16 protein-coding genes are annotated in these 22666 nt (G+C 65.8%); 10 read left to right on the forward strand and 6 right to left on the reverse strand.

Going from position 1 to position 22666, the window contains the following annotated elements:
* Positions 1-86: 86 nt before the first annotated feature.
* From betI to GTH22_RS11710, 6 genes are all read left to right on the forward strand, one after another.
* A complete protein-coding gene (gene betI, locus GTH22_RS11685; protein WP_252945405.1) occupies positions 87-659 on the forward strand; it encodes a transcriptional regulator BetI in 573 nt (190 codons plus the stop codon).
* Positions 656-2164 carry a choline-sulfatase gene (betC, locus tag GTH22_RS11690; RefSeq protein WP_252945406.1) on the forward strand — a complete coding sequence of 503 codons (1509 nt, stop codon included), beginning with the start codon at positions 656-658 and terminating at the stop codon, positions 2162-2164. The genes betI and betC overlap by 4 nt, the downstream gene beginning before the upstream one ends.
* Positions 2165-2171: 7 nt before the next feature.
* Complete coding sequence (gene betB, locus GTH22_RS11695; RefSeq protein ID WP_252945407.1) at positions 2172-3629, forward strand: betaine-aldehyde dehydrogenase; 1458 nt, start codon at positions 2172-2174, stop codon at positions 3627-3629.
* Positions 3629-5287, forward strand: coding sequence for a choline dehydrogenase (betA, locus tag GTH22_RS11700; RefSeq protein WP_252945408.1), 1659 nt, complete (start codon positions 3629-3631; stop codon positions 5285-5287). Before betB ends, betA begins: the two co-directional genes overlap by 1 nt.
* A 184-nt stretch (positions 5288-5471) precedes the next feature.
* On the forward strand, positions 5472-7229 hold the full coding sequence (locus GTH22_RS11705; protein WP_252945409.1) for an autotransporter assembly complex family protein: 1758 nt from the start codon (positions 5472-5474) through the stop codon (positions 7227-7229).
* A gap of 1 nt (position 7230) precedes the next feature.
* Positions 7231-11667 carry a translocation/assembly module TamB domain-containing protein gene (locus GTH22_RS11710; RefSeq protein WP_252945410.1) on the forward strand — a complete coding sequence of 1479 codons (4437 nt, stop codon included), beginning with the start codon at positions 7231-7233 and terminating at the stop codon, positions 11665-11667.
* 40 nt (positions 11668-11707) lie between these two features.
* Here the strand turns inward: GTH22_RS11710 and GTH22_RS11715 are convergent, their stop codons facing one another.
* Both GTH22_RS11715 and GTH22_RS11720 read right to left on the reverse strand, forming a co-directional pair.
* The gene (locus tag GTH22_RS11715) at positions 11708-12133 is read right to left on the reverse strand and encodes a DUF6636 domain-containing protein (protein ID WP_252945411.1); all 426 of its coding nucleotides are present in this window, start codon (positions 12131-12133) and stop codon (positions 11708-11710) included.
* Positions 12108-14606 (reverse strand): FAD-dependent oxidoreductase, encoded by a 2499-nt coding sequence (locus GTH22_RS11720; protein WP_252945412.1) that lies wholly within the window; start codon positions 14604-14606, stop codon positions 12108-12110. The genes GTH22_RS11715 and GTH22_RS11720 overlap by 26 nt, the downstream gene beginning before the upstream one ends.
* 160 nt (positions 14607-14766) lie before the next feature.
* Here GTH22_RS11720 and panC point away from each other — a divergent pair, with 160 nt between their 5' ends.
* A complete protein-coding gene (gene panC, locus GTH22_RS11725) occupies positions 14767-15618 on the forward strand; it encodes a pantoate--beta-alanine ligase (protein WP_252945413.1) in 852 nt (283 codons plus the stop codon).
* Complete coding sequence (gene panB, locus GTH22_RS11730; protein ID WP_252945414.1) at positions 15615-16424, forward strand: 3-methyl-2-oxobutanoate hydroxymethyltransferase; 810 nt, start codon at positions 15615-15617, stop codon at positions 16422-16424. The genes panC and panB overlap by 4 nt, the downstream gene beginning before the upstream one ends.
* Positions 16425-16427: 3 nt before the next feature.
* Here panB and GTH22_RS11735 read toward each other — a convergent pair whose 3' ends face one another.
* A complete protein-coding gene (locus tag GTH22_RS11735) occupies positions 16428-17414 on the reverse strand; it encodes a D-glycerate dehydrogenase (protein ID WP_252947627.1) in 987 nt (328 codons plus the stop codon).
* Between the two features lie 103 nt (positions 17415-17517).
* Between GTH22_RS11735 and GTH22_RS11740 the strand changes: the two genes are divergently transcribed.
* Positions 17518-18051: an SH3 domain-containing protein gene (locus GTH22_RS11740; protein ID WP_252945415.1), complete on the forward strand. Its 534-nt coding sequence runs from the start codon at positions 17518-17520 to the stop codon at positions 18049-18051.
* 10 nt (positions 18052-18061) lie between these two features.
* Here the strand turns inward: GTH22_RS11740 and GTH22_RS11745 are convergent, their stop codons facing one another.
* The 3 genes from GTH22_RS11745 to hisC are packed head-to-tail and all read right to left on the reverse strand — an operon-like array spanning position 18062 to position 20957.
* Positions 18062-18970 (reverse strand): extensin family protein, encoded by a 909-nt coding sequence (locus GTH22_RS11745; protein ID WP_252945416.1) that lies wholly within the window; start codon positions 18968-18970, stop codon positions 18062-18064.
* Complete coding sequence (locus GTH22_RS11750) at positions 18967-19878, reverse strand: prephenate/arogenate dehydrogenase family protein (protein ID WP_252945417.1); 912 nt, start codon at positions 19876-19878, stop codon at positions 18967-18969. Before GTH22_RS11750 ends, GTH22_RS11745 begins: the two co-directional genes overlap by 4 nt.
* On the reverse strand, positions 19875-20957 hold the full coding sequence (gene hisC / locus GTH22_RS11755; protein ID WP_252945418.1) for a histidinol-phosphate transaminase: 1083 nt from the start codon (positions 20955-20957) through the stop codon (positions 19875-19877). The genes GTH22_RS11750 and hisC overlap by 4 nt, the downstream gene beginning before the upstream one ends.
* A 321-nt stretch (positions 20958-21278) precedes the next feature.
* Between hisC and GTH22_RS11760 the strand changes: the two genes are divergently transcribed.
* Positions 21279-22655 (forward strand): hypothetical protein, encoded by a 1377-nt coding sequence (locus tag GTH22_RS11760; RefSeq protein ID WP_252945419.1) that lies wholly within the window; start codon positions 21279-21281, stop codon positions 22653-22655.
* Positions 22656-22666: the final 11 nt, after the last annotated feature.

The raw sequence follows: 22666 nt of genomic DNA on the forward strand, positions 1-22666 counted from the left end.
TCTTCGGAGTTGTCGGTTCATTTTATTGATTGACCAATCAAACAATGACCGATTATCCCCGTAATGCAAGCCTTTTGGAGTCGGCGATGAGTGTAGAACCCAAGCGCAGAGCCCAGCTGGTGGAGGCGACGATACATGAGATCGGGGCCAATGGCTCGCTCGATGTGACAGTTGGCAAGATCGCCAAACGGGCCGGCGTTTCGGCGGCACTGGCCTTCCACTACTTCGGTGACAAGGACAAGCTCTTTCTGGCCGCGATGCGCCATGTGCTCTCGGTCTACGGTGCCGAGGTGCGGGGTGCGCTGCTGGTCTCCAACGGCCCGCGCGAGCGCCTCGAAGGCATTGTAAGGGCAAGCTTTTCAAGCTGCAATTTTCGCGCCGACGTGATCTCGGCCTGGCTTAACTTCTATGTCCTTGCACGGCGCAACGAAGAGGCGCAAAGGCTGCTCTCGGTCTATCACCGCCGCCTGCGCTCCAACCTTCTGCACGACTTGCGCTCGCTGGCCGACACGGCCGCCCCCGAAATCGCCGACCGGATCGGTGCGGTGATCGACGGGCTCTACCTGCGCTACGCCTCCAACCCCGACGACATGACCGGGCAAACCGCCACGGACCACGCGTTGGCGACCCTCTCAAATGAACTCGGAGCCCTGGAATGAGCCGCCCCAACTTTCTGATCATCATGGTCGACCAGCTGAACGGCACCCTCTTTCCCAATGGCCCCGCCGACTGGCTGCACGCGCCCAACCTCAAGCGGCTGGCGGCGCGCTCGACCCGTTTCAAGAACGGCTACACCGCCTCGCCGCTCTGCGCCCCCGGCCGGGCCAGCTTCATGTCGGGGCAGTTGCCCTCCGTCACCGGCGTTTATGACAACGCCGCCGAGTTCCCTTCCGACCTGCCGACCTATGCCCACCACCTGCGCCGCGCGGGCTACCAGACCTGCCTTTCGGGCAAGATGCATTTCGTCGGCCCCGACCAGATGCACGGCTTTGAAGAGCGGCTGACGACCGATATCTACCCCGCCGATTTCGGCTGGACGCCCGATTACCGCAAGCCCGGCGAACGCATCGACTGGTGGTATCACAACATGGGCTCGGTGACGGGCGCGGGTGTGGCCGAGATTTCCAACCAGATGGAATACGACGACGAGGTGGCCTACAACGCGACCCGCAAGCTCTACGATCTGGCCCGCGGTCACGACGACCGCCCTTGGTGCCTGACCGTCAGCTTCACCCATCCGCACGATCCCTACGTCGCCCGCAAGAAATTCTGGGACATGTACGAGGATTGCGAGCATCTGCTCCCCGAGGTCGGCGCCCTCGCCTACGAAGAACAAGACCCTCATTCCAAACGCATTTTTGACGCCAACGACTGGCGCAGCTTCGATATCACCGAAGACGATATCCGCCGCTCCCGCCGTGCCTACTTCGCCAATATCTCCTACCTCGACGAGAAAGTGGGCGAGTTGTTCGACGTGCTGGACCGCACCCGGCAGGAGGCCACGATCCTCTTTGTCTCTGATCATGGTGACATGCTCGGCGCGCGCGGCCTCTGGTTCAAGATGACCTTCTATGAGGGCTCCTCCCGGGTGCCGGTGATGATCGCCTCGCCCGAGATGGAGCCGGGTCTGGTAGAGGCCCCGGTCAGCAACATCGACATCTGCCCCACCCTCTGTGATCTCGCCGGGGTGAGCATGGAAGAAGTCATGCCCTGGACGGCGGGCGAAAGCCTCAAACCCTTGGGCCAGGGTCAGATGCGCGAGAGCGCCGTGGCCATGGAGTATGCCGCCGAAGCCAGCTACGCGCCGCTCGTTTCGCTCCGCAAAGGGCGCTACAAGCTGAACCTCTGCGCGCTCGACCCCGATCAACTCTTCGATCTCGAGGCTGATCCTCACGAGCTTGAAAACCTTGCGAGCAACCCGGCCCATGCCGAGCCCTACGCCGCCCTGAAGGCCGAGGCCGAGGCCCGCTGGGATCTGCCCCGCTTCGATGCAGAAGTGCGCCGCAGCCAGGCCCGCCGCTGGGTTGTCTACGAGGCGTTGCGCAATGGCGAATACTACCCGTGGGACTACCAGCCGCTGCAAAAGGCCTCCGAGCGCTTCATGCGCAATCACATGGATCTGAACACCGTCGAAGAAGACGCCCGCTTTCCGCGCGGCGAGTGAGAAAACAATGACTTACCCTACCCAGCCCGAAGCCAGCCACTACGTGAACGGCGCCTATCTCGAAGACGCCGCCGGCGAGGTGATCGAGGTGATCTACCCGGCCACCGGCGAGGTCATCGCCCGGGTCCATGCTGCCACCCCTGCCGTCGTCGACGCCGCACTGGAGGCTGCCACCAAGGCGCAGAAAATCTGGGCTGCCATGACGGGGCGCGAGCGGGGCCGCGTGCTCACCGACGCCGCTCGGCTGATGCGTGAGCGCAACCGCGACCTCTCGGTGCTGGAGACCTATGACACCGGCAAGCCGCTTCAGGAAACCCTGGTTGCAGATGCCACCTCCGGCGCCGATGCGCTGGAGTACTTCGGCGGGCTGGCCGGCTCGCTCACCGGCGAGCACATCCAGCTCGGCGAAGACTGGGTCTATACCGTGCGCGAGCCGCTCGGCGTCTGCGTTGGCATCGGAGCGTGGAACTACCCCACGCAGATAGCCTGCTGGAAGGGCGCTCCGGCCCTAGCCTGCGGCAACGCGATGGTCTTCAAACCGTCCGAAACCACCCCGCTCTGCGCCCTCAAGGTCGCCGAGATCCTTACTGAAGCCGGAGCGCCCGCCGGCCTCTTCAACGTGGTGCAGGGCATGGGCGAGGTCGGCTCCCGGCTCGTCACCCATCCTGCCGTGGCCAAGGTGTCGCTTACCGGCTCGGTGCCCACCGGCCGCAAGGTCTATGCCGCGGCGGCGGGGGAGATGAAGCATGTGACCATGGAGCTTGGCGGTAAATCCCCCCTGGTGATCTTTGACGATGCCGACCTCGAAAACGCCGTGAGCGCCGCGATCAACGGCAACTTCTATTCTTCCGGGCAGGTCTGCTCCAACGGCACCCGCGTCTTCGTGCAGCGCGGGATCAAGGGCCCGTTCCTTTCGCGCCTCGCTGAGCGCCTGAAGGGCGCGGTGATCGGCGATCCTATGGACGAGGCCACCAGCTTCGGCCCCATGGTCAGCGCCCGTCAGATGGAGATCGTCGAGGGCTATATCGCCAAGGGCAGCGAAGAGGGAGCACGGCTCATCGCCGGAGGCAAACGCCTCGACCGCGACGGCTTCTTCCTCGCCCCCACCGTCTTTGCCGATGTCACCGACGAAATGACCATCGCGTGCGAAGAGATCTTCGGCCCGGTCATGGCCGTGCTCGACTTCAAGAGCGAGGCCGAAGTCATCACCCGCGCCAATGCCACCGCCTTCGGTCTCTCGGCTGGCGTCTTCACCCGCGACATCTCCCGCGCCCACCGCGTCATAGGCCAGCTCAAGGCCGGGAGCTGCTTCATAAACTCCTACAACGATGCGCCGGTCGAGGCCCCCTTCGGCGGGGTGAAGGCCTCGGGCGTGGGGCGCGAAAACTCGAAGGCCGCGATCGAGCATTATTCGCAGCTCAAATCCGTCTATGTCCGCATGGGCGATGTCGAGGCCGCCTTCTGATGCAGGCCGAATATGTCATCGTCGGCGCAGGCAGCGCCGGGTGCGCCATGGCGGCGCGGCTCTCCGAGGCGGGCCGCCGGGTGCTGGTGATCGAGCATGGCGGCTCCGATTGGGGCCCCTTCATCAACATGCCCGGTGCCCTGAGCTACCCGATGAACATGAGCCGCTACGACTGGGGCTTTGAATCCGAGCCCGAGCCGCACCTCGGCGGGCGGCGGATGGCCACTCCGCGCGGCAAGGTCATCGGCGGCTCCTCCTCGATCAACGGCATGATCTATGTCCGCGGCCACGCCCGCGATTTCGACCATTGGCGCGACGAGGGGGCCGAAGGCTGGGGCTATGCCGACGTGCTGCCCTACTTCAAGCGCATGGAAAACTGGCATGACGGCGGCCATGGCGGCGATGCATCATGGCGCGGCACCGATGGCCCCCTGCACATCACCCGCGGGGCACGGCTGAATCCGCTCACCCGCGCCTTCGTCGAGGCCGGGGTGCAGGCGGGCTACCCTCGCACCGGCGATTACAATGGCGAGCAGCAGGAGGGCTTCGGCCCCTACGACATGACGGTCTGGAAGGGCGAGCGCTGGTCGGCCGCCAAGGCCTATCTCAAACCCGCGGTGAAAGGGCCGAACTGCGAGATGATCCGCGCCTTCGCCCGCCGCGTGGTGATGGAGAATGGCCGCGCCGTTGGCGTCGAGGTAGAACGTGGCGGCAAGATCGAGGTCATCCGTGCCGAGGCCGAGGTGGTGCTTGCCGCCAGCTCGATCAACTCTCCCAAGCTGCTGATGCTCTCCGGCATCGGCCCGGCGGCGCATCTGGCCGAACATGGGATCGAGGTCGTGGCCGACCGCGCCGGCGTGGGCCAGAACCTTCAGGATCACCTCGAGCTCTATGTTCAATACGCCTCAGCACAGCCGGTAAGCCTTTACAAATACTGGAACTTGGTAGGCAAAGCCTACGTCGGTGCCCGGTGGCTCTTCACCCGGAGCGGCCCCGGTGCCTCCAACCAGTTCGAGAGTGCCGGCTTCATCCGCTCCGATGCCGGGGTGGATTACCCCGACATTCAGTTTCACTTTCTGCCCATCGCCGTGCGCTACGACGGCAAGGCAACGCCGGAAGGCCACGGTTTCCAGGCCCACGTCGGCCCGATGCGCTCACCTTCCCGTGGCGAGATCACGCTCAAATCGGCCGACCCGGCAGAGCCGCCGCGCATCTTCTTCAACTACATGAGCGAGGAGCAGGACTGGGTGGATTTCCGGCGCTGTATCCGCCTCACGCGCGAGCTGTTCCGCCAAGAGGCCTTCAAGCCTTACGTCAAACACGAGATCCAGCCGGGCGAGGCCGCCCACAGTGACGACGCGCTGGATGAGGTGATCCGCACCCACGCCGAAAGCGCCTACCATCCCTGCGGCACCGCGCGGATGGGGCGGGCCGACGATCCGCGCTCCGTCGTCGACCCGGAGTGCCGCGTGATCGGGGTGGACGGGCTGCGCCTGGCCGACAGCTCGATCTTCCCGCGCATCACCAACGGCAACCTCAACGCCCCGTCCATCATGGTCGGCGAAAAGGCCGCCGATCACATCCTCGGGCGCACGCCCCTGCTGCCGCAGAACGTGCAGCCTTGGATGCATCCGGCCTGGGAAACCCACCAGCGTTAAGGAACCATGTTCCCGCATCGACGTTATTGCCTGAAGGGCAATAATGCCGCGCCGGGACAGGGCTGGATCGCGATGAGTTTGGTTGCGGTTGCGCAGGTTTCGCCTATGGTTCGGCGAGCCGAGGGAGCGCTTGTCAGACGTGAAAACACGCCATCTTCTTACATTTTTCACCGCAGGGTTTCTGTTGTTTTTCAATACCCTGCAAGCCAATGCGCAAACCCGTATCGGACTTTCGGTAAAGGGCGGCAACAGTGATTTGCGCGAAGAGATCATCGGCGTACTCTCCACGCGTTCCCTGCTTGTCGAAGGCGAGACCGCGCCGCAGGGCCTGATCGCCGCCGCTCAGGCGGATTATCGCCGGATCGTCGCGGCCCTCTACTCCGAAGGATACTATGGCCCCGTGGTCTCGATCCGGGTGGATGGGAGGGAGGCATCGGAGCTGTCCCCCTTCGCCGTTCCCCCCCGGGTGGGGCGTATCAACGTCATCGTGGACCCTGGTCCGCAGTTCCGCTTTGGCCGGGCCGAGATCACGCCGCTCGCGCCGCGCACCGAGCTGCCGGAAGGGTTTCGCACTGGTGAACCGGCCAAGGTTCCGGTGATCGAAGAGGCTGGCACGGCCGCGGTCGATCGCTGGCGCGAGCTGGGTTACGCCAAGACCGAAGCCACCAGCCAGCGGATCACCGCGAGCCACCCGGCGCGGCGGCTTGATGTGTCTGTCGGGCTCAACCCGGGCCGCAAGCTTCGGTTCGGTCGGCTGATCCCCACCGGAAACCAGCGCGTCCGCACCGACCGCATCATCGAGATCGCCGGTCTGCCGACGGGCGAGCAGTTTCATCCCGACGAGGTCGACAAGGCCTCCACCCGCCTGCAACGCACCGGGGCCTTCCGGTCGGTGACGCTGACCGAAAAGCTTGTCGCCAACCCCGATGGCACGCTCGACATCAACGCCGAACTCGTCGAAGCCCAGCGCCGCCGTCTCGGGCTTGGCGTGGAACTGACAACGCTGGAGGGTGCTACCGTTTCTGCCTTCTGGCTGCACCGCAACCTGTTCGGCGGGGCCGAACGGCTGCGCTTCGATGGCGAGATCAGCAATATCGGGATCGGCGGCGACAATGGCGTCGATTACAGCCTGTCGGTGCTCTATGGCCGCCCCGGAACCTTCAACCCCGATACCGACCTCTACATTCGAACCGCCCTGAAGCATGAAGACGAGCCGCTCTACCTCTCCGACAGCTTCGAGATCGAAGGCGGCGTCACGCGTATCGTGAACGAGGAATACAAGTTTCAGGCCGGCCTCGGCCTGCTCTACTCGCACACCGAAGATGATATCGGCATCCGCGACTTCACCCTTTTCACCCTGCCCTTCAGCGGCACGCTGGACCGGCGCGACAGCGATCTGGACCCGAAGAACGGCTATTATCTCAACGTCGAGGCCACGCCATTCGTGGGTCTCGACGGATCTGGCAGCGGCGCCCGGCTCTATGCAGACGCCCGTGGCTATCGCAGCTTCGGAACGCAGGAGAAGTTCACGCTCGCGGGGCGGCTTCAGCTTGGCTCCATCGTCGGCACCGACGTGACCGAAACCGTCCCCGACTTTCTCTTCTACTCCGGTGGCGGCGGCACCGTGCGGGGCCAGCCCTACCAGTCTCTGGGAATCACGCTGCCCGGCGGCGAAGAGGTCGGCGGGCGCTCCTTTCTTGGTGCCTCGGTGGAGCTGCGCGGACAGGTAAGCGAGAAAATTCAGGTTGTCGGCTTCTATGACTTCGGGCTCATCAGCGCCGACAGCATGCCCGGCCAGGGTGGTGAAAGCCACGCAGGCGCAGGCATCGGCGTCCGCTATCAGACCGGCCTTGGTCCGATCCGGCTGGACGTGGCCACGCCCGTCGGCGGCGATACCGGCGATGGCGTAGAGCTATACATCGGTATCGGGCAGGCCTTCTGAGATGCGCAAACTGTTCCTCACGCTCCTGCTGATCTTCGCCCCGCTGGCCGCACTCGCGCAGGAGACCGCTTCGGAAGAGGCCGACAAGGGCTATCTCACCAATCTGCTGCAGGATGTGCTGTCGGATGCCGGCCGGGAGGTGGTGATCGACGGGTTCCAAGGTGCCCTGTCATCGCGCGCCACCATTCAGCGGATCACCATTTCCGACGCCGAGGGCCCATGGCTCACGGTGGAGGGCATCGTGCTCGACTGGAACCGCGCGGCTCTGCTGCGCGGGCGGCTGGAGGTCTCGGAGTTTTCTGCCGAGCGCGTTTTGCTGCCCCGAGGCCCGCAGACCGACAGCGCCCCAAGCCCCGAGGCCACGCCCTTCTCGATCCCCGAGCTGCCGGTTTCGGTGGATATCGCCAAGCTCGCCGTCGAACGCGCCGAAATAGGCGCCGCCCTCTTGGGGCAGGATGCGGTGATGCGCTTGGCCGGCGAGGCACACCTCGTTGGCGGGGGCGCCGATGTCGACATCGCCCTCGACCGGCTGGATGGAAAGGAAGGGGCCATCAAACTCGTCGGGCGCTACGACCCCGAAGCTGAAGAGGCCGCGCTCGATCTGTCGATGCGTGAGGGCGCAGGCGGCATCGCGGCGGGCAAACTCAACATTCCCGGCGCGCCCGCGCTCGATCTGTCGCTGCAGGGTGAAGGGCCGGTGAGCGACCTGAGCCTGCGCCTCGCGGTGGCCTCTGATGGCGAGGAGCGGCTCGGCGGGACCATTGCCCTTTCGGCCAGCGAGGAGCCCGATGCGCCGTTTTCCGTGGCCATCGACCTCTCGGGCGATGTCACCCCGCTGTTTGCCCCTGACCTGCGCGATTTCTTCGGGCCGGACGTGAGCCTGCAGGCCACCGTCGCGCGAGACGACACGGGCGAGCTTTCGCTCTCCGGCCTCGCACTGGGTGCCCGCACGGCCACCGTGGAAGGCGACTTTCTGTTCTCGCCTTCCGGCTGGCCCCGCAAGATGGACCTCTCCCTTGCGCTGGCAGATCCCGCAGGCGCGCCGGTGGTCCTGCCCTTCGGCGGCGGCGACACATCGGTTGCCCGCGCCACCCTTCAGCTCGATTACGACGAGGACAATGGTCGCGGGTTCTCTGCCAGTGCAGAGGCAAACGGCGTGCGGACCACTGGCTTTGTCGCCGAGGCGCTGACCATCGGCGCAGAGGGCAACATCACCTCCGGCGAGGCCGAAGAGATCGGATCCGTCGCGGCCAACGTGACCCTTGATGCCCAAGGACTGGCGCCCGAAGACGAAGCCTTTTCGCGGGCGATCGGCGAGGCGATCTCGGGGCAGCTCACGCTGGCCTATGACGAGGGCCAACCGCTGCGCATCTCGGGCCTGAACCTTTCGGGCAGCGACTTTGGCCTCACCGGCGAGGCCACGCTGGACGGCGTAGACACCAACCTCCTCGCGGGACTCGACGTGCGGCTCGATGCGCAGAACCTAGCCCGTTTCGGCCCGCTCGCCGGGCTGGACCTCACCGGTGCAGCGGCGCTCGGCATCCAGGGCACGGTCGCCCTTCTCTCCGGGGCATTCGACCTCGGCCTGACCGGCACGACCAGTGATCTCGCCATCGGGCAGGACACAGTAGACCGCATGCTGGCTGGCGACGGCAGGATCGACGTAAGCGTATTGCGCAACGAGCAGGGCATCACCCTGCGCCGCGCCGAAGCCCGCACCGAAACCGCTGAAGTCACCGCCGAAGGCACCGTGGCCACTGCCGCCACAGCGTTGAACTTCACCGCCGCCCTGCCCGACCTCGCCCCCCTCTTTCCTGAAGACGAAGCCCGCGGTGCCGCACGTCTGAGCGGACGCGTGGCCCTGACCGGTACCGAGCTGCAAACCGCCTCCGTGGCAGCCCTTCTCTCGGCCGAAAGCGGCGATGTGGTCTTGCCGGTGGCCGGTGGGCTGACCCTCTCGGGCGGGACGCTCGACATCGGCTACGGTGCCGAAGAAGGGCGCTGGCGGGCGGACGCGGTGTTCCGCGACTTCCGCACCGAGGGTTATGCGGCAGAGGCCTTCACCCTCGCAGGGGCCGGCACCCTCAGTCAGACCGAGTCAGGCGGCATTGCCACGGCCGATGGGAGCCTCACGCTCTCCGGCAACGGCATTTCGGCGCAGGACACCGATATCGCCCGGGCCATCGGAACCGAGGCCACGCTCCAAACAACCTTCGATTTCACCGCTGAGGGTCCGCTCAAACTGAGCGATGTCACCTTCACCTCCGGCGAAACCACCCTGAACGGCGCGGCCACTCTCACTGCGCCCGCAGGACAGGGTCCCATCACCTTTGGCGCAACCCTCAGCACACCTGCCCTCTCCCGTTTCGCGGGGCTGGTGGGAATGGACCTCACCGGCGCGGCCACGCTCTCGGCCAGCGGCACCTATCTCCCGTCCAACGGCAGCGCCGATCTGCGGCTCAACGGCACCACCCAGCGCCTTGGCATCGGCAACAGCCAACTCGACCCGGTGCTCGCAGGCGCGGGCCGCATCGGGGCCGACATCACCTACGCAGCCGATGCCCCGCTCAGGCTTTCAAACCTTTCCGTCGCGCTGGATGAAACCGAAATCACCGGCACCGTGTCTCTCGGCCAGCCCCTCGGAGGGGCGCCCGTCACCTACGACCTCGCGCTGAACGCCCCTGCCCTGTCGCGGTTCTCCAGCCTCGCCGGGGTGAGCCTCTCGGGCGCGACACAGGCCACCGCCACAGGTCTCTTCGATCCGGCCACCGGGGCACTCGACCTTGCCCTCACCGGTTCCGCACAGGGCCTTGGCATCGGCAATGCCACCGTCGACGGCCTCATCGCCGGCAGCTCCAGCTACGCCGCGCAGGTCAGCCGCGCCTCCAGCGACGCGCTGATCAACATCGAATCCGCCAGTTTCGATGGTCCCAACCTCGATGCCAGCGCGCGCGGAACGCCCGAGCAGCTTGCTTTCGAGGTGCAGTTGGCCAACCTCGGCCTGATCGCCCCCGACTTCTCCGGGCCCGCCACCGCCTCCGGCACCGTCACCTCTCAGGGCGGCACCACCGGGCTCGACATTCGCGCTACCGGCCCGGGCGGAACGACGGCGTCCGTCACCGGCACCATTTCGGGCAATCAGGGCAACCTGGCGATTACCGGGCAGGCTCCGCTGGGTATTGCCAACGCGTTCATCTCGCCCCAGCGCCTCAATGGACAGGCCAACATCGACCTGCGGCTCGATGGCCCCCTCGCGCTCGAAAGCCTCTCCGGCACGATCCGCACCTCCGGCGCACGCGCCGTGGCACCAGAGCTTGGCGTCTCTCTCGAAGGGATCACCGGCGTGGTGATCCTTTCCGGCGGCTCGGCGCGGGTCGAGGTTTCGGCCACGGGCGGCGAAGGCGGCAGCCTCTCTGCGCTTGGCACCATCGGCCTCTCAACGCCCCAGAGCGCCGACCTCACTGTCACCCTGCGCAACTTTGCGCTGCGCGATCCGCAGCTTTACGATACCTCCATCAGCGGTGCCATCACGCTCGCCGGTCCGCTATCCGGCGGGGCGTCCGTGACCGGGCGGCTTGATCTGGGGCGCACCGAAATCCGCATTCCTTCCAGTGGGATGACCGGCGTTCATGACATCCCCGATATCACCCATGTCGGCGCAAGCGCCGCCGTGCGGGCCACGCAGGACCGCGCAGGCCTGAATGAGGACGAAGGCGGCTCCGGCAGCGGTAGCGGTGGCGGGGGCATGACGCTCGACATCACCCTTTTCGCCCCGAACCAGGTCTTCATTCGTGGGCGCGGGCTGGACGCCGAGCTTGGCGGCTCGCTGCGGATCACCGGCACAACTTCCAACATCATCCCCATCGGCGCATTCGAGCTGGTGCGTGGCCGCCTGGACATTCTGAGCCAGCGTTTCCAGCTGACCGAAGGCACCGCCCACCTCACCGGCTCCTTCGATGCCAACCTGCGTCTGGTGGCCACAACCGAGAAGAACGGCTACGCGATCTCGGTGATCGTCGAGGGCTCCCCCTCCGAGCCGCAGATCAGCTTCACCTCCGCCCCCTCGCTCCCACAAGACGAGATCCTCGCCCAGCTCATCTTCGGGCGCGACCTCACCACCCTGTCGCCGCTTCAGGCGCTCGAGCTTGCCAGCGCCGTCGCCACCCTCGCCGGACGCGGTGGCGAAGGGATCATGGGTAGACTGCGCGACCAGTTCGGCCTCGACGATCTGGACGTCAGCCAGAGCGAAGACGGCAACACCGCCGTCCGGGCCGGCAAGTACATCAGCGAGAATGTCTATTCTGACGTGGTGGTCGAAAGCGACGGCACGACGGAGCTGAACCTGAACCTCAAGATCGGCCCCAATGTGAACGTGAAAGGCTCGACTTCAAGCGATGGCAACGCCGGGATCGGCATTTTCTTTGAACGCGACTACTGACGCCTGCCAAGGCTGCGCAGGCACCATCCCCGCCTTCCCGCTAGAACAGCTGCCGCCCCCGCCGCGCCAGAGAAAACCCGTGATCACTCGCATTGCGGCAGGTCACGCCCGTTGTCGCGACGGCGCAGGTGAAGCCCTCAACGCTCCACTCCGAGCCATAGGACAGGCGCGGTGTTGGCAGCGGCCAGAACACATCGCCATGGCAGCCGCGCCGCTCATCCGGCGGGCCTGCGGCGGGCAGGGTGAGGATCGGCGTTTCGTCGAGGTCGCAGCCCGCCTCGCCCCGCGCGGGCGCCCACTCCGCCGAAAGGATCAGGCAGTGCAGCGGCGTATCCCCCGGCGCCTGCCCGAAATCTACCGGCACATAGCAGATGATATTGCCCGACGGTGTGGCAAAAGAGGCCGGTTCGGCCTGCACCACGCCCGCGAAGACGATGGCACTAACCGTCAATGCGAATGGTTTCATTCTTCGGATCATAGGGGCTGTCTTCCACAATCTCCACGTCCCAGAGCTTGCCCTGCATCCGCACCTTCAACCTTGTGCCCGGCTTTGCCAGATCGGGGCGCACATAGCCCATGCCGATGCTCTTGCCGAAGGCCATCGAATAGCCGCCCGAGGTGAGACGGCCCACCTTGGTGTCGCCCTCATAAAGCGCCTCGCGTCCCCAAGGGTCTGCATCCTCCGGCCCGTCCACCAGCACGGTCACGCATAGCGAGCGAATGCCCTTGGCTTCCATCGCGGCCTTGCCATGAAACTCTTTGGACAGGTCCACAAACCGATCCAGCCCGCCTTCCAGCGGCGTCGCATCCCGGCCCAGCTCGGTGCCGAAAGCACGGTAGGACTTCTCCTGCCGCAGCCAGTTTTGCGCCCGCGTGCCAACCAGCTTGAGCCCGTGCTTCTCGCCCACGGCCATGAGCTGATCATAAAGATAGTTCTGCATCTCGATCGGGTGATGCAGCTCCCAGCCCAGCTCGCCGGTATAAGCCACCCGGATCGCCATGGTCGGGCACATCCCAAGCTCGATGTTGCGCATGGTCAGCCACGGAAAGCGCTTGTTGGAAAGCACCGTGGCCGGGTCGGCATCCTTCACCAGTTCATTCAGCACATCGCGGGATTTCGGCCCTGCGATGGCGAACACGCCCCATTGGGTGGTGACATCCACCAGGTTGATCCGGCCAAACTCCGGCTCCTTGTCTTCCACCGCCTTGGCAAGAAAATCCTCGTCGTAGGCGTGCAGCGCACCGGCAGACACGAGGTAATAGTCGTCCTCGGCAAGGCGAACGATGGTGTATTCCGTCCGAGTGGTGCCTGTCTCGGTGAGCGCGTAGGTCAGGTTGATCCGGCCGACTTTCGGCAGCTTGTTGGTGGTGAACCAGTCGAGGAAGGCCGTGGCCCCCGGCCCGGAAATGCGATGCTTGGCGAAGGCCGTCGCGTCGATGAGGCCAACGCCCTCGCGGATCGCCCTTGCCTCGGCCTCGGCGTATTGCCACCAGCCGCCCCGGCGGAAGCTGCGGGCCTCATGGTCGAAGTTCGAGGGCGCATCCTTGGGGCCAAAGTAGTTCGGCCGCTCGAAGCCGTTGACGCAGCCAAACTGCGCCCCTGCCGCCTTCTGCCGGTCATAGGCCGGGCCGGTGCGCAGCGGGCGGCAGGCTTCGCGCTCTTCGTCGGGGTGGTGGAGCACGTAGACATGCTCGTAGCACTCCTCGTTCTTGCGCGCGGCATATTCGGTGGTCATCCAGCTGCCGTAGCGTTTGGGATCGAGGCTCGCCATGTCGATCTCGGCCTCGCCCTCCACCATCATCTGGGCAAGGTAATGCCCGGTGCCGCCCGCAGCCGTGATCCCGAAGGAAAAGCCCTCGGCCAGCCACATGTTGCGCAAGCCAGGTGCGGGGCCGACCAGCGGGTTACCGTCGGGGGTGTAGCAGATCGGGCCGTTGAAATCGTCTTTCAAACCAACCGTCTCCGAGGTCGGGATGCGGTGGATCATGCTCATGTATTCCTCTTCGATCCGCTCCAGATCGAGCGGGAAGAGATCGGCCCGGAAGCTCTCGGGCACGTCATATTCGAAGCGCGCTGGGGCGCCCTGCTCATAGGGGCCAAGGATCCAGCCCTTGCGCTCCTCGCGGACATACCACTTGGCATCGGCATCGCGCAGCACCGGGTGCTCGGGGTTGCCCGCCGCACGCCACTCGGCCAGTGCCGGGTCGGGCTCGGTGACGATATATTGGTGCTCCACCGGGATTGCCGGAATTTTCAGCCCCAGCAGCCGCGCCGTGCGCTGCGCGTGGTTGCCGGTGGCCGTCACCACATGCTCTGCCGTGATCACCGTGCTCTCTTCGGTCGGCACGAGGTTGCCGCCCTTCTCGCCCATCTTGGTGACGCTCACGTGCCACTCCGAGCCGGTCCACTCATAGCCATCCACCTGCCATTTGCGCTCGATGGTCACGCCATGCTGGCGGGCACCCTTGGCCATGGCCATCGTCACATCGGCGGGGTTGATATAGCCATCAGTGGGGTGAAACAGCGCGCCCTTCAGATCTTCGGTGCGCACCAGTGGCCAGCGCTCCTTGATCTGGGCAGGTGTGAGAAATTCGTAAGGGATGCCAACGGTTTCGGCGGTGGAGGCATAGAGCTCATACTCATCCATCCGCGCGTCGCTCTGGGCCATCCGCAGGTTGCCCACCACGGCAAAACCCGCGTTCAGCCCGGTCTCCGCCTCCAGCGTCTTGTAGAACTTCACCGAGTAGTCGTGAATGTGGCTGGTGGCATAGCCCATGTTGAACAGCGGCAGCAGCCCGGCGGCATGCCAGGTGGAGCCCGAGGTCAACTCATCGCGCTCCAGCAGCATGGTGTCCCACCCGGCCTTGCCGAGATGATAGGCAATCGAGGTGCCAACGGCGCCACCGCCGACGACAAGGGCTTTCACATGGGTCTTCATCAGGGCACGGGCTCCGGGCAGGGGTTGCTTGCGCCACTGTCACCAAATCCCGCCGCCCGTGCCACGGGGTTTCGACACCTTGGGGCGAAAAGCGACATTCGCCCCCCTTGCGACCTTTCTGCTTTTGCCTTTCGCCCCCGCATCCACTACCCATCGCGCCATGGACGTATGCACCACCATTCCGGACCTGCGCCGGGCTGTCGGGGGTCTGCGCGCAGGGGGGAGCAAGGTGGGCCTGGTGCCGACCATGGGATACCTGCACGCGGGCCATATGCGGCTTGTCGCCGAGGCGCAGGCGCGGGCAGAAGCGGTCGTGGTCTCGATCTTCGTGAACCCGACCCAGTTCGGCGATCCGAAGGATCTCGAGAGCTACCCGCGCAACACCGAGGGCGACCTTGAAATGCTGCGCGAGGCCGGGGTGCAGGCGGTGCTGATGCCACAGGTTTCCGACATCTACCCCGAGGGCGCCGAGACCATCGTGGAAACCGAGCGACTGGCAGGCATGCTCCACGGCGCCGTGCGCCCGGGGCACTACCGCGGGGTCTGCACCGTGGTCGCCAAGCTTTTCAACATCGTGCAGCCCGATTTTGCCTGCTTTGGCGAGAAGGACTACCAGCAGCTCCAGATCATCCGCACCATGGTCCGCGACCTGCATTTCCCGCTGGAAATCGTGCCCGTTCCCACGGTGCGCGAGGCCGACGGGTTGGCGATGTCGTCCCGCAACGCGCGGCTCACGCCCGAGGATCGCGCCGCTGCCGTGGTTCTGAGCCGGGCGCTGGATGCGGTTGAGGCTGCGGGCGGGTCGGTGGAGCAGATGGCCGAAAAGATCCGGCAGGTCATCGCCACAGAACCCCGCGCCACCCTGCGCGGGCTCGACATCACCGAGGCGCGCACATTGGCTCCCGTCACCGGCCATTCAAAGGCCCCTCTCGCCGTCATGATCTCTGCCGAGTTCGGCGGTATCCTCTTGATCGACCAACGAGAAATCACGCCCCAAGGAGCAAGCACATGAGCACCCAGGCCCCGATCCGCCGCACCACCGTTCCGCAGATCGCGGCCCGCAAGGGCGGGGAGCCGATCGTGTCGCTCACCAGCTACCACGCCCATACGGCGGCAATCGTCGATGCCCACGCCGACTTTATCCTCGTGGGTGACAGCCTGGGCATGGTGATGCACGGGATGGACAGCACCGTGGGCGTGCCGCTGGACCTGATGATCATGCACGGCCGCGCCGTGGTGCGCGGCACCAGGCAGGCGCTGGTGGTGGTTGATATGCCCTTCGGCAGCTACGAGGAAAGCCCCTCGGTGGCGTTCCGCAATGCCGCCAAGATCATGAAGGAAACCGGCTGCGGCGCGGTCAAGCTGGAGGGCGGCAAGCGGATGGCGGAGACCATCCGCTTTCTGACCGAGCGCGGCATTCCGGTGATGGCCCATATCGGGCTGACCCCGCAAAGCTCGCATGTGATGGGCGGGTTCAAGACGCAGGGGCGCGACGAAGACAGCTGGCCGCTGCACATCAAGGATGCCAAGGCGGTCTCCGATGCCGGGGCCTTCGCGCTTGTGGTCGAAGGCGTGGTGGAGCCGCTGGCCCGCGAAATCACCCAGGCCATCGAGATCCCCACCATCGGCATCGGCGCCTCGTCCGCCTGCGACGGTCAGATCCTCGTGCTGGAAGACATGCTGGGGCTGAACCCCTGGGTGCCGAAGTTCGTCAAGAAATACGGAGCCTTGCACGAGGCCATCGAAAAGGCTGTTGCCGACTATGCCGAGGAGGTGAAGAGCCGCGCCTTTCCCGGCGAGGACCACATCTACCGCTGAAACTCAGAGCATCGCCGGCACGACCTGGTCGGGCGGGCGGTGGCCGTCGGCGAAGGTTTTGATGTTGATCAGAACCTTCTCGCCCATCTCCACCCTGCCCTCCTCGGTGGCCGAGCCCATGTGCGGCGTCAGCAGCACGTTGGGCAGCTCGTAGAGGCGCGGGTTCAGCTTTTGGGTCTTGTCGAACACATCCAGCCCCGCGCCGGCAATTTCGCCAGAGCGGAGCATCCGGGTGAGGGCGTTCTCGTCGATCACCTCGCCGCGCGAGGTGTTCACGATCACCGCGGAGGGCTTCAGCAGCTTCAAACGCCGGGCTGAAAGCAAATGGAAGGTCGAGGGGGTATGCGGGCAGTTGACCGAGATCACGTCCATCCGCGTGAGCATCTGATCGAGGCTCTCCCAATAGGTCGCCCCCAGGCCGTCCTCGATCTCGGGGCGCAGCCTGCGGCGGTTGTGGTAGTGCACCTGCATCCCGAAGGCCGCGGCCCGCGTGGCCACCGCCTGACCGATCCGGCCCATGCCAAGAATGCCCAGACGCCGCCCTGCGATCCGCCCGCCAAGGTTGCCGGTGGGCGACCAGCCCTCCCATTTTCCGGCCGACATCACAGCGGCGCCCTGCGGTATTTTCCGTGTGACTCCAATGATGAGCGCCATCGTCATGTCGGCGGTGTCTTCAGTCACCACACCGGGCGTGTTGCTCACGAGGATGCCGCGCTGGCGGGCCGTGGCCACGTCGATATGGTCGAACCCGGCGCCGTAGTTGGCGATGAGTTTCAGCCGCTCGCCCGCTTGGCCGATCAGGCCGCCGTCGATGGTGTCGGTGATGGTGGAGACCAGAACATCGGCGTCCTGCATTGCCGCGATCAGCTCCTCGCGGGACATCGGCGCATCGCTCTCGCGCAGGCGAACGTCGAAGAGTTCGCTCATTCGCGTTTCGACCGCCTCGGGCAACCGTCGCGTTACGACAACACTCAGCCGCTCTGCGCCCATCGCTCTCATCCTCCCGCTTCTCAAGGACCACCGTTCAGCTAGAGTGTGCGCAAGAAAAGGCGCGGGATACAAGCGCCGGATGAGGCAGACAACGGTGAAACCCATGGGGCGGCAAACAGGCGCTTCCCGACGCACTCGGGCGATTTTTCTCAGTTTTTTCGGCGGTCTGCTCTTCGCTGCCATCGCAGGGGTCGCCCATGCGGCCGAAGAGCGCGGGCCGGTGACCAACCTGCCGCTGCCCCGCTTCGTGTCGCTCAAGGCCGATGAGGGCAACGTGCGGCGCGGGCCTTCCCTTTCGCATCGGATCGACTGGGTTTTCACCCGCCGGAACATGCCGCTGGAAGTGACCGCCGAGTTTGGCCATTGGCGCCGGGTTCGCGACCGTGAGGGCGCGGGGGGCTGGGTGCATTACTCGCTGCTTTCGGGCGTGCGGACGGCGCTCGTGGAGGAAGACATGGCCGCGCTGCGCATGAAGCCCGACGACTCCGCCCCGATCAACGCGCGGGTCGAGGCCGGCGTGGTCACGCGGGTCAATGAATGCGGCGCGGAATGGTGCTGGGTCACGGCTGGCGGCGAGCGCGGCTGGGTTCGGAAAACCTCGCTATGGGGCGTGAAGCGGGACGAGATTCTCGAATGATCCTCGTGCCTTACCGGCAGTAGGAGCCCGAGCGGTACCGGGCTGTATCAAAGTGGAAATGGTCGCGGTGGTAGCGGTTGGCATTTGGGCCGAGCACGGTGCCGAACGGACCGCAGGCTGCCTTGTGCATCTTCCGCAGAGTCGCCGACCAGGCCTTTGAGCCCCAGCCTCTGAGCACGGAAACATAGGTGCCATCGCGCAGCATCACGCCCGAAATATCAACCGCGCGGCCCTTCGCGTGCTCCGAGAGCCTGCCCGACTTGGCATTGTTGCGATTGCGGCAGGCATAATGCGCCACGACCTTGATCTGCTTTACGCCGCCACCCTCCTTGCCAATGGCAGGCTTCAGCCCTTTCTCGACCCAGCTGTTCAGCGCCTTGGCCGTTCCACAATCCATCGTGGCGGCGTTCGAGAGGGAAATGCCGCCCACCGATGTCACTTTCACCGGGTTGGAAACGCCGCATCCGTTGCCCGGCCGCCCGATCGTCTTGAGGGCCTGCCCCTTGACCGAATTGATTCCGCAGACAGAGCCCTTCCGGCTGTATCTTACCTCGGTAAGCGTTGCCTGTTCCTTAACAAGCCGAGAGATATGCGCCGGGCGCGGCTTGGCCTGACGCTGAGCACGGGCCAGCGGCCCGCGGATGACGCGCACCATGGTGAGCTGATCGGTGGCGGCGGGGGGCCGCGTGGCGGGGCGTTTGCGCGTGGGCTTCGGCGCCTCTGCGACGGTTTCGACGGCACCCGGACGGAGCTTGGGGCGCACCGGTTCGGCAGGGATCGCGCCGCGGGATGACACGATGGTTTTGTCTTCGGCCTCGGCCACTTGCCCGGGGCGGGGCAGCGGCAACGGCGAGCGCTCGGGGGCTTCTGCCAGCGCCGGAAAGGCCAGCAAAGACAGGGCAATCGCGAGGCGGATCATCGCTTTGCCCCGCGCCCGAAGTCGGGCGCATCGGTGTCTTGCCCGGCCTCGATGATGCCCCGACGGATGGCGCGGGTGCGGGTGAAATAATCGAACAACTGCTCGCCGTCGCCGGTGCGGATGGCGCGCTGGAGGGCGAAGAGCTCTTCGGTGAAGCGGCCCAGAATTTCGAGGGTGGCTTCCTTGTTGTTGAGGAAGACATCGCGCCACATGGTTGGGTCGGAGGCGGCGATCCGGGTGAAATCGCGGAAGCCTGCGGCGGAAAATTTGATGACTTCACTGTCGGTCACCCGCCGCAGGTCATCGGCCACGCCGACCATGGTGTAGGCGATCAGGTGGGGGCAATGGGAGGTGACGGCGAGCACGAGATCGTGGTGCTCGGGGTCCATCTGCTCGACGTTCGCCCCCATGCCCTCCCAGAGTTTGCGAAGTTTTTCAGTGGCTTCCGGCGGGGTGCCCTCGGTCGGGACGAGGATATTCCAGCGGTTGTCGAACAGTTCAGCAAAGCCCGAACGGGGGCCGGAGTGCTCGGTGCCTGCCAGCGGGTGGCCGGGGATGAAGTGAACGTTTTCAGGCAGATGCGGGGCGACGGCCTCGATCACCGCCTTCTTGACCGAGCCGACATCGGTGACGGTGGTGCCGGGTGCGAGGTGCGGGGCGATCTCCTCCGCGACCGCGCCCATGGCCCCGACGGGCACGCAGAGCACCACCAGGTCCGCCCCTTGAACGGCTTCGGCGGTGGTGCCGACGATCCGGTCGCAGAGGTTGATTTCTATAGCGATTTCGCGGGTTTGAGCCGAGCGAGCAGTACCGACGATCTCGCCCGCCAGCCCGCCGCGGCGCAGGGCGTGGGCGATGGAGGAGGCGATGAGGCCGAGGCCGATGAGGGCGACGCGTTGGTAGATCATGGCGCGGCCTTGAAGGTTGTGAGCGCGGCGATCACGGCGCGGCAGTTTTCTTCGGTGCCGATGGTGATGCGCAGGCAATTGGGCAGGCCGTAGCCGCCGACCTGGCGCACGATAAGCCCCTGATTTCCAAGGTGATTGAAGGCAGCCTCCGCCTCGCTCTCGCTCGAGAAGCGGGCGAGGATGAAGTTGGCGGAGGAGCTGTCGGAGGGGATGCCGAGGGCGCTGAGGCCTTTGGCAAGGAGGGCGCGGTTGCGGAGGTTCTCGCTGCGGGATTTCTCTGTGAAATCAACATCCTCAAGCGCCGCGACGGCCCCGGCGATCTGCAGGTTGCTCAGGTTGAAGGGGCCGCGGATGCGGGTGAGCGTGTCGATGATCTCGCGGGAGGCAAAACCCCAGCCCACGCGCAGCCCGCCGAGCCCGTAGATCTTGGAAAATGTGCGCGTCATCAAAACGTTATCGCGGGAGGCGGCCAGTGAGGCGCCGCCGTCGAAGCCCTCTACGAACTCGGCATAGGCGCCATCGAGCACAAGCAGGCAGCCCTCGGGCAGACCATCGGCAAGGCGCACCACCTCGTTGCCGCCGATCATGGTGCCGGTGGGGTTGTTGGGGTTCGCCAGATAGACGATTTTTGTCGCTTCGTTACAGGCACTTAGAATGGCATCGACATCGGCCACACGGTCGCGCTCGGGGGCCACCACGGGCTCGGCTCCGGCGGCGCGGGCGACGATGGGATAGACGGAAAATCCGTGCTCGGTGTAGACGACCTGATCGCCCGGCCCGGCATAGGCCTGGGCGGCGAGGTGCAGGATTTCATCGCTTCCGACGCCGCAGATTATCTGATCGGCGGGCAGATCATGGGCTGCGGCGATGGCATCCCGCAACATCTGGTGGTCGGTGCCGGGGTAGCGATGCAGGCTCGACAGCTCGGCGGCAATCGCCTCCGTCACCTTCGGCGAGCAGCCGAAGGGGTTTTCGTTCGCGGACAATTTCAGAGGATTTTCAACACCTTGAAAGGTGCTCTTGCCGCTCTGGTAGAGGGCGATCTCTGAAATGCCGGGCTGGGGAATGGGTGCAGACATCTCTTCCTCCGGTCCGCAGCGTCATAGCAAGCCGGGGGAAACATGCAAGATGGGAAGGGCTCGGGGCCGTTAACCACGAAAAACCGGAGTCACATCCCGTGCACAACCCGTACACAACCTGTACATATGCAAATAGCGCATAGCTCTTTTCGACGGGATTTCCTGCACCACCGTGCGCTGCGCCCTTTGCCTGCCCGCAGGAAGGCGGTAGGAAAGCAGTGCGGGAGGACAGACCGCTTTGAGACGATATCCCGAGACATGACCGAAACGGCACCCCCGGGCCCGCCCCCACCCCCCATCGCAGAGCCGAGACCGGACCCGGTGTCGATTGTCATCGGAACATTGCTGGTGGCCATCGTGGTGCTGAACCTGCTGGACGGGTTCGGGGTGGACCCGCGGGCGGCCTCGCTGGGCGGTGTGCTCTCGATCCTCGTGCTGGTGCTGTTGGCGCCGCAGGTGCGCGGGTCGCGGCATGTGTTCCTGGCGATATCGGTGGCGCTTGCGGGCTATTGCCTGCTGGTGCTGGCCGCCCCCGGCGAGGTGCTCTGGCCGGCGCTGGAGCGGGCGAGCTTCATCATCGGTTTCTTCTGCGCGTTGGCCAGCCTGCAACACGTGGCCGGGCGCTCGCCGGCAATCACCCGCGCTGCGGCCTTCCTTGCCAACCAGCCGCCGGGGCGGCGCTACCTTGCGCTTGGCTTCGGGACGCAGGTGTTTGCGCTGATGCTGAGCTACGGGGCGCTCTCGCTGCTGGGCACGATGGCGCGGCGCTCGGCGGAGCAGGAGCCGGACCCGGCGGTGCGGGCGCTGCGGGCGCGGCGGATGTTGCAGGGGGCGCAATGCGGGTTTTCGGCCTCGCTCTGCTGGTCGCCGCTGGCCTTTGCCACCGTCATCACCACGGCGCTCATTCCCGGCGCGATGCTGGGGCCGGTGGTGGCCTATGGGCTGGTTTCGGCGCTGATCATCGTTGTCATCGGCTGGCTGGTCGACCGGCGGCTGAAGGGCACGCTGCCGCGCGGAACGGTGGTGCCCCAGCGCGACGCGGCGGCGGCCCATGACGTGAAGTCGCTGCGGCCCCTGGGCTGGCTGCTGGCGGCGGTGGCGGTGCCCTCGATCCTGGCCGATGTGCTCTGGGACGTGCAGCCGGCGCATACGGTGCTGGGGCTGGTGCCGCTGATCGCGGCGGTCTGGGTGCTGATCGAGACCCGTCGGGGCCGCTGGGGCGAGCTGGGGGCGCGCAGCCGGGCCTATACCTTCGGCGACCTGCCGGGCTACCGGGCCGAGCTGGTGCTGCTGAGCACCGCCGGGTTCATCGGCACGGCGGCGGGGGCGCTGCTGCTGGCGTGGCTGTCGACCCATGCGCTGGATCTCAGCGCGATTCCGGCGCGGGTGTTTCTGGTGCTGCCGATCCTGCTGATCCCGCTGGCCGGGCAGCTCGGGTTGAACCCGATCCTGTTCGTTTCGCTCTTTGCACAGGTGCTGCCGAGCCCGGAGCAGCTTGGGGTTTCGACCATCTCGCTCGTGATGGCGCTCATCACCGGCTGGACGCTGACCGCGCCGACCTCGCCCTTTACCGCCTCGGTGATGATCATCTCGCGGCTCGGCGGGGTGACGCCCGCCGAGGTGGCCTTCAAGTGGAACGGTGCCTTTGTGCTGCTGTCGGCGCTGGCGCTGGGGATCTGGGTGCAGATCCTCGCGTGAGGCGGGCGCGC

It is taken from the genome of Oceanicola sp. 502str15, assembly GCF_024105635.1.
Classification (GTDB): domain Bacteria; phylum Pseudomonadota; class Alphaproteobacteria; order Rhodobacterales; family Rhodobacteraceae; genus Vannielia.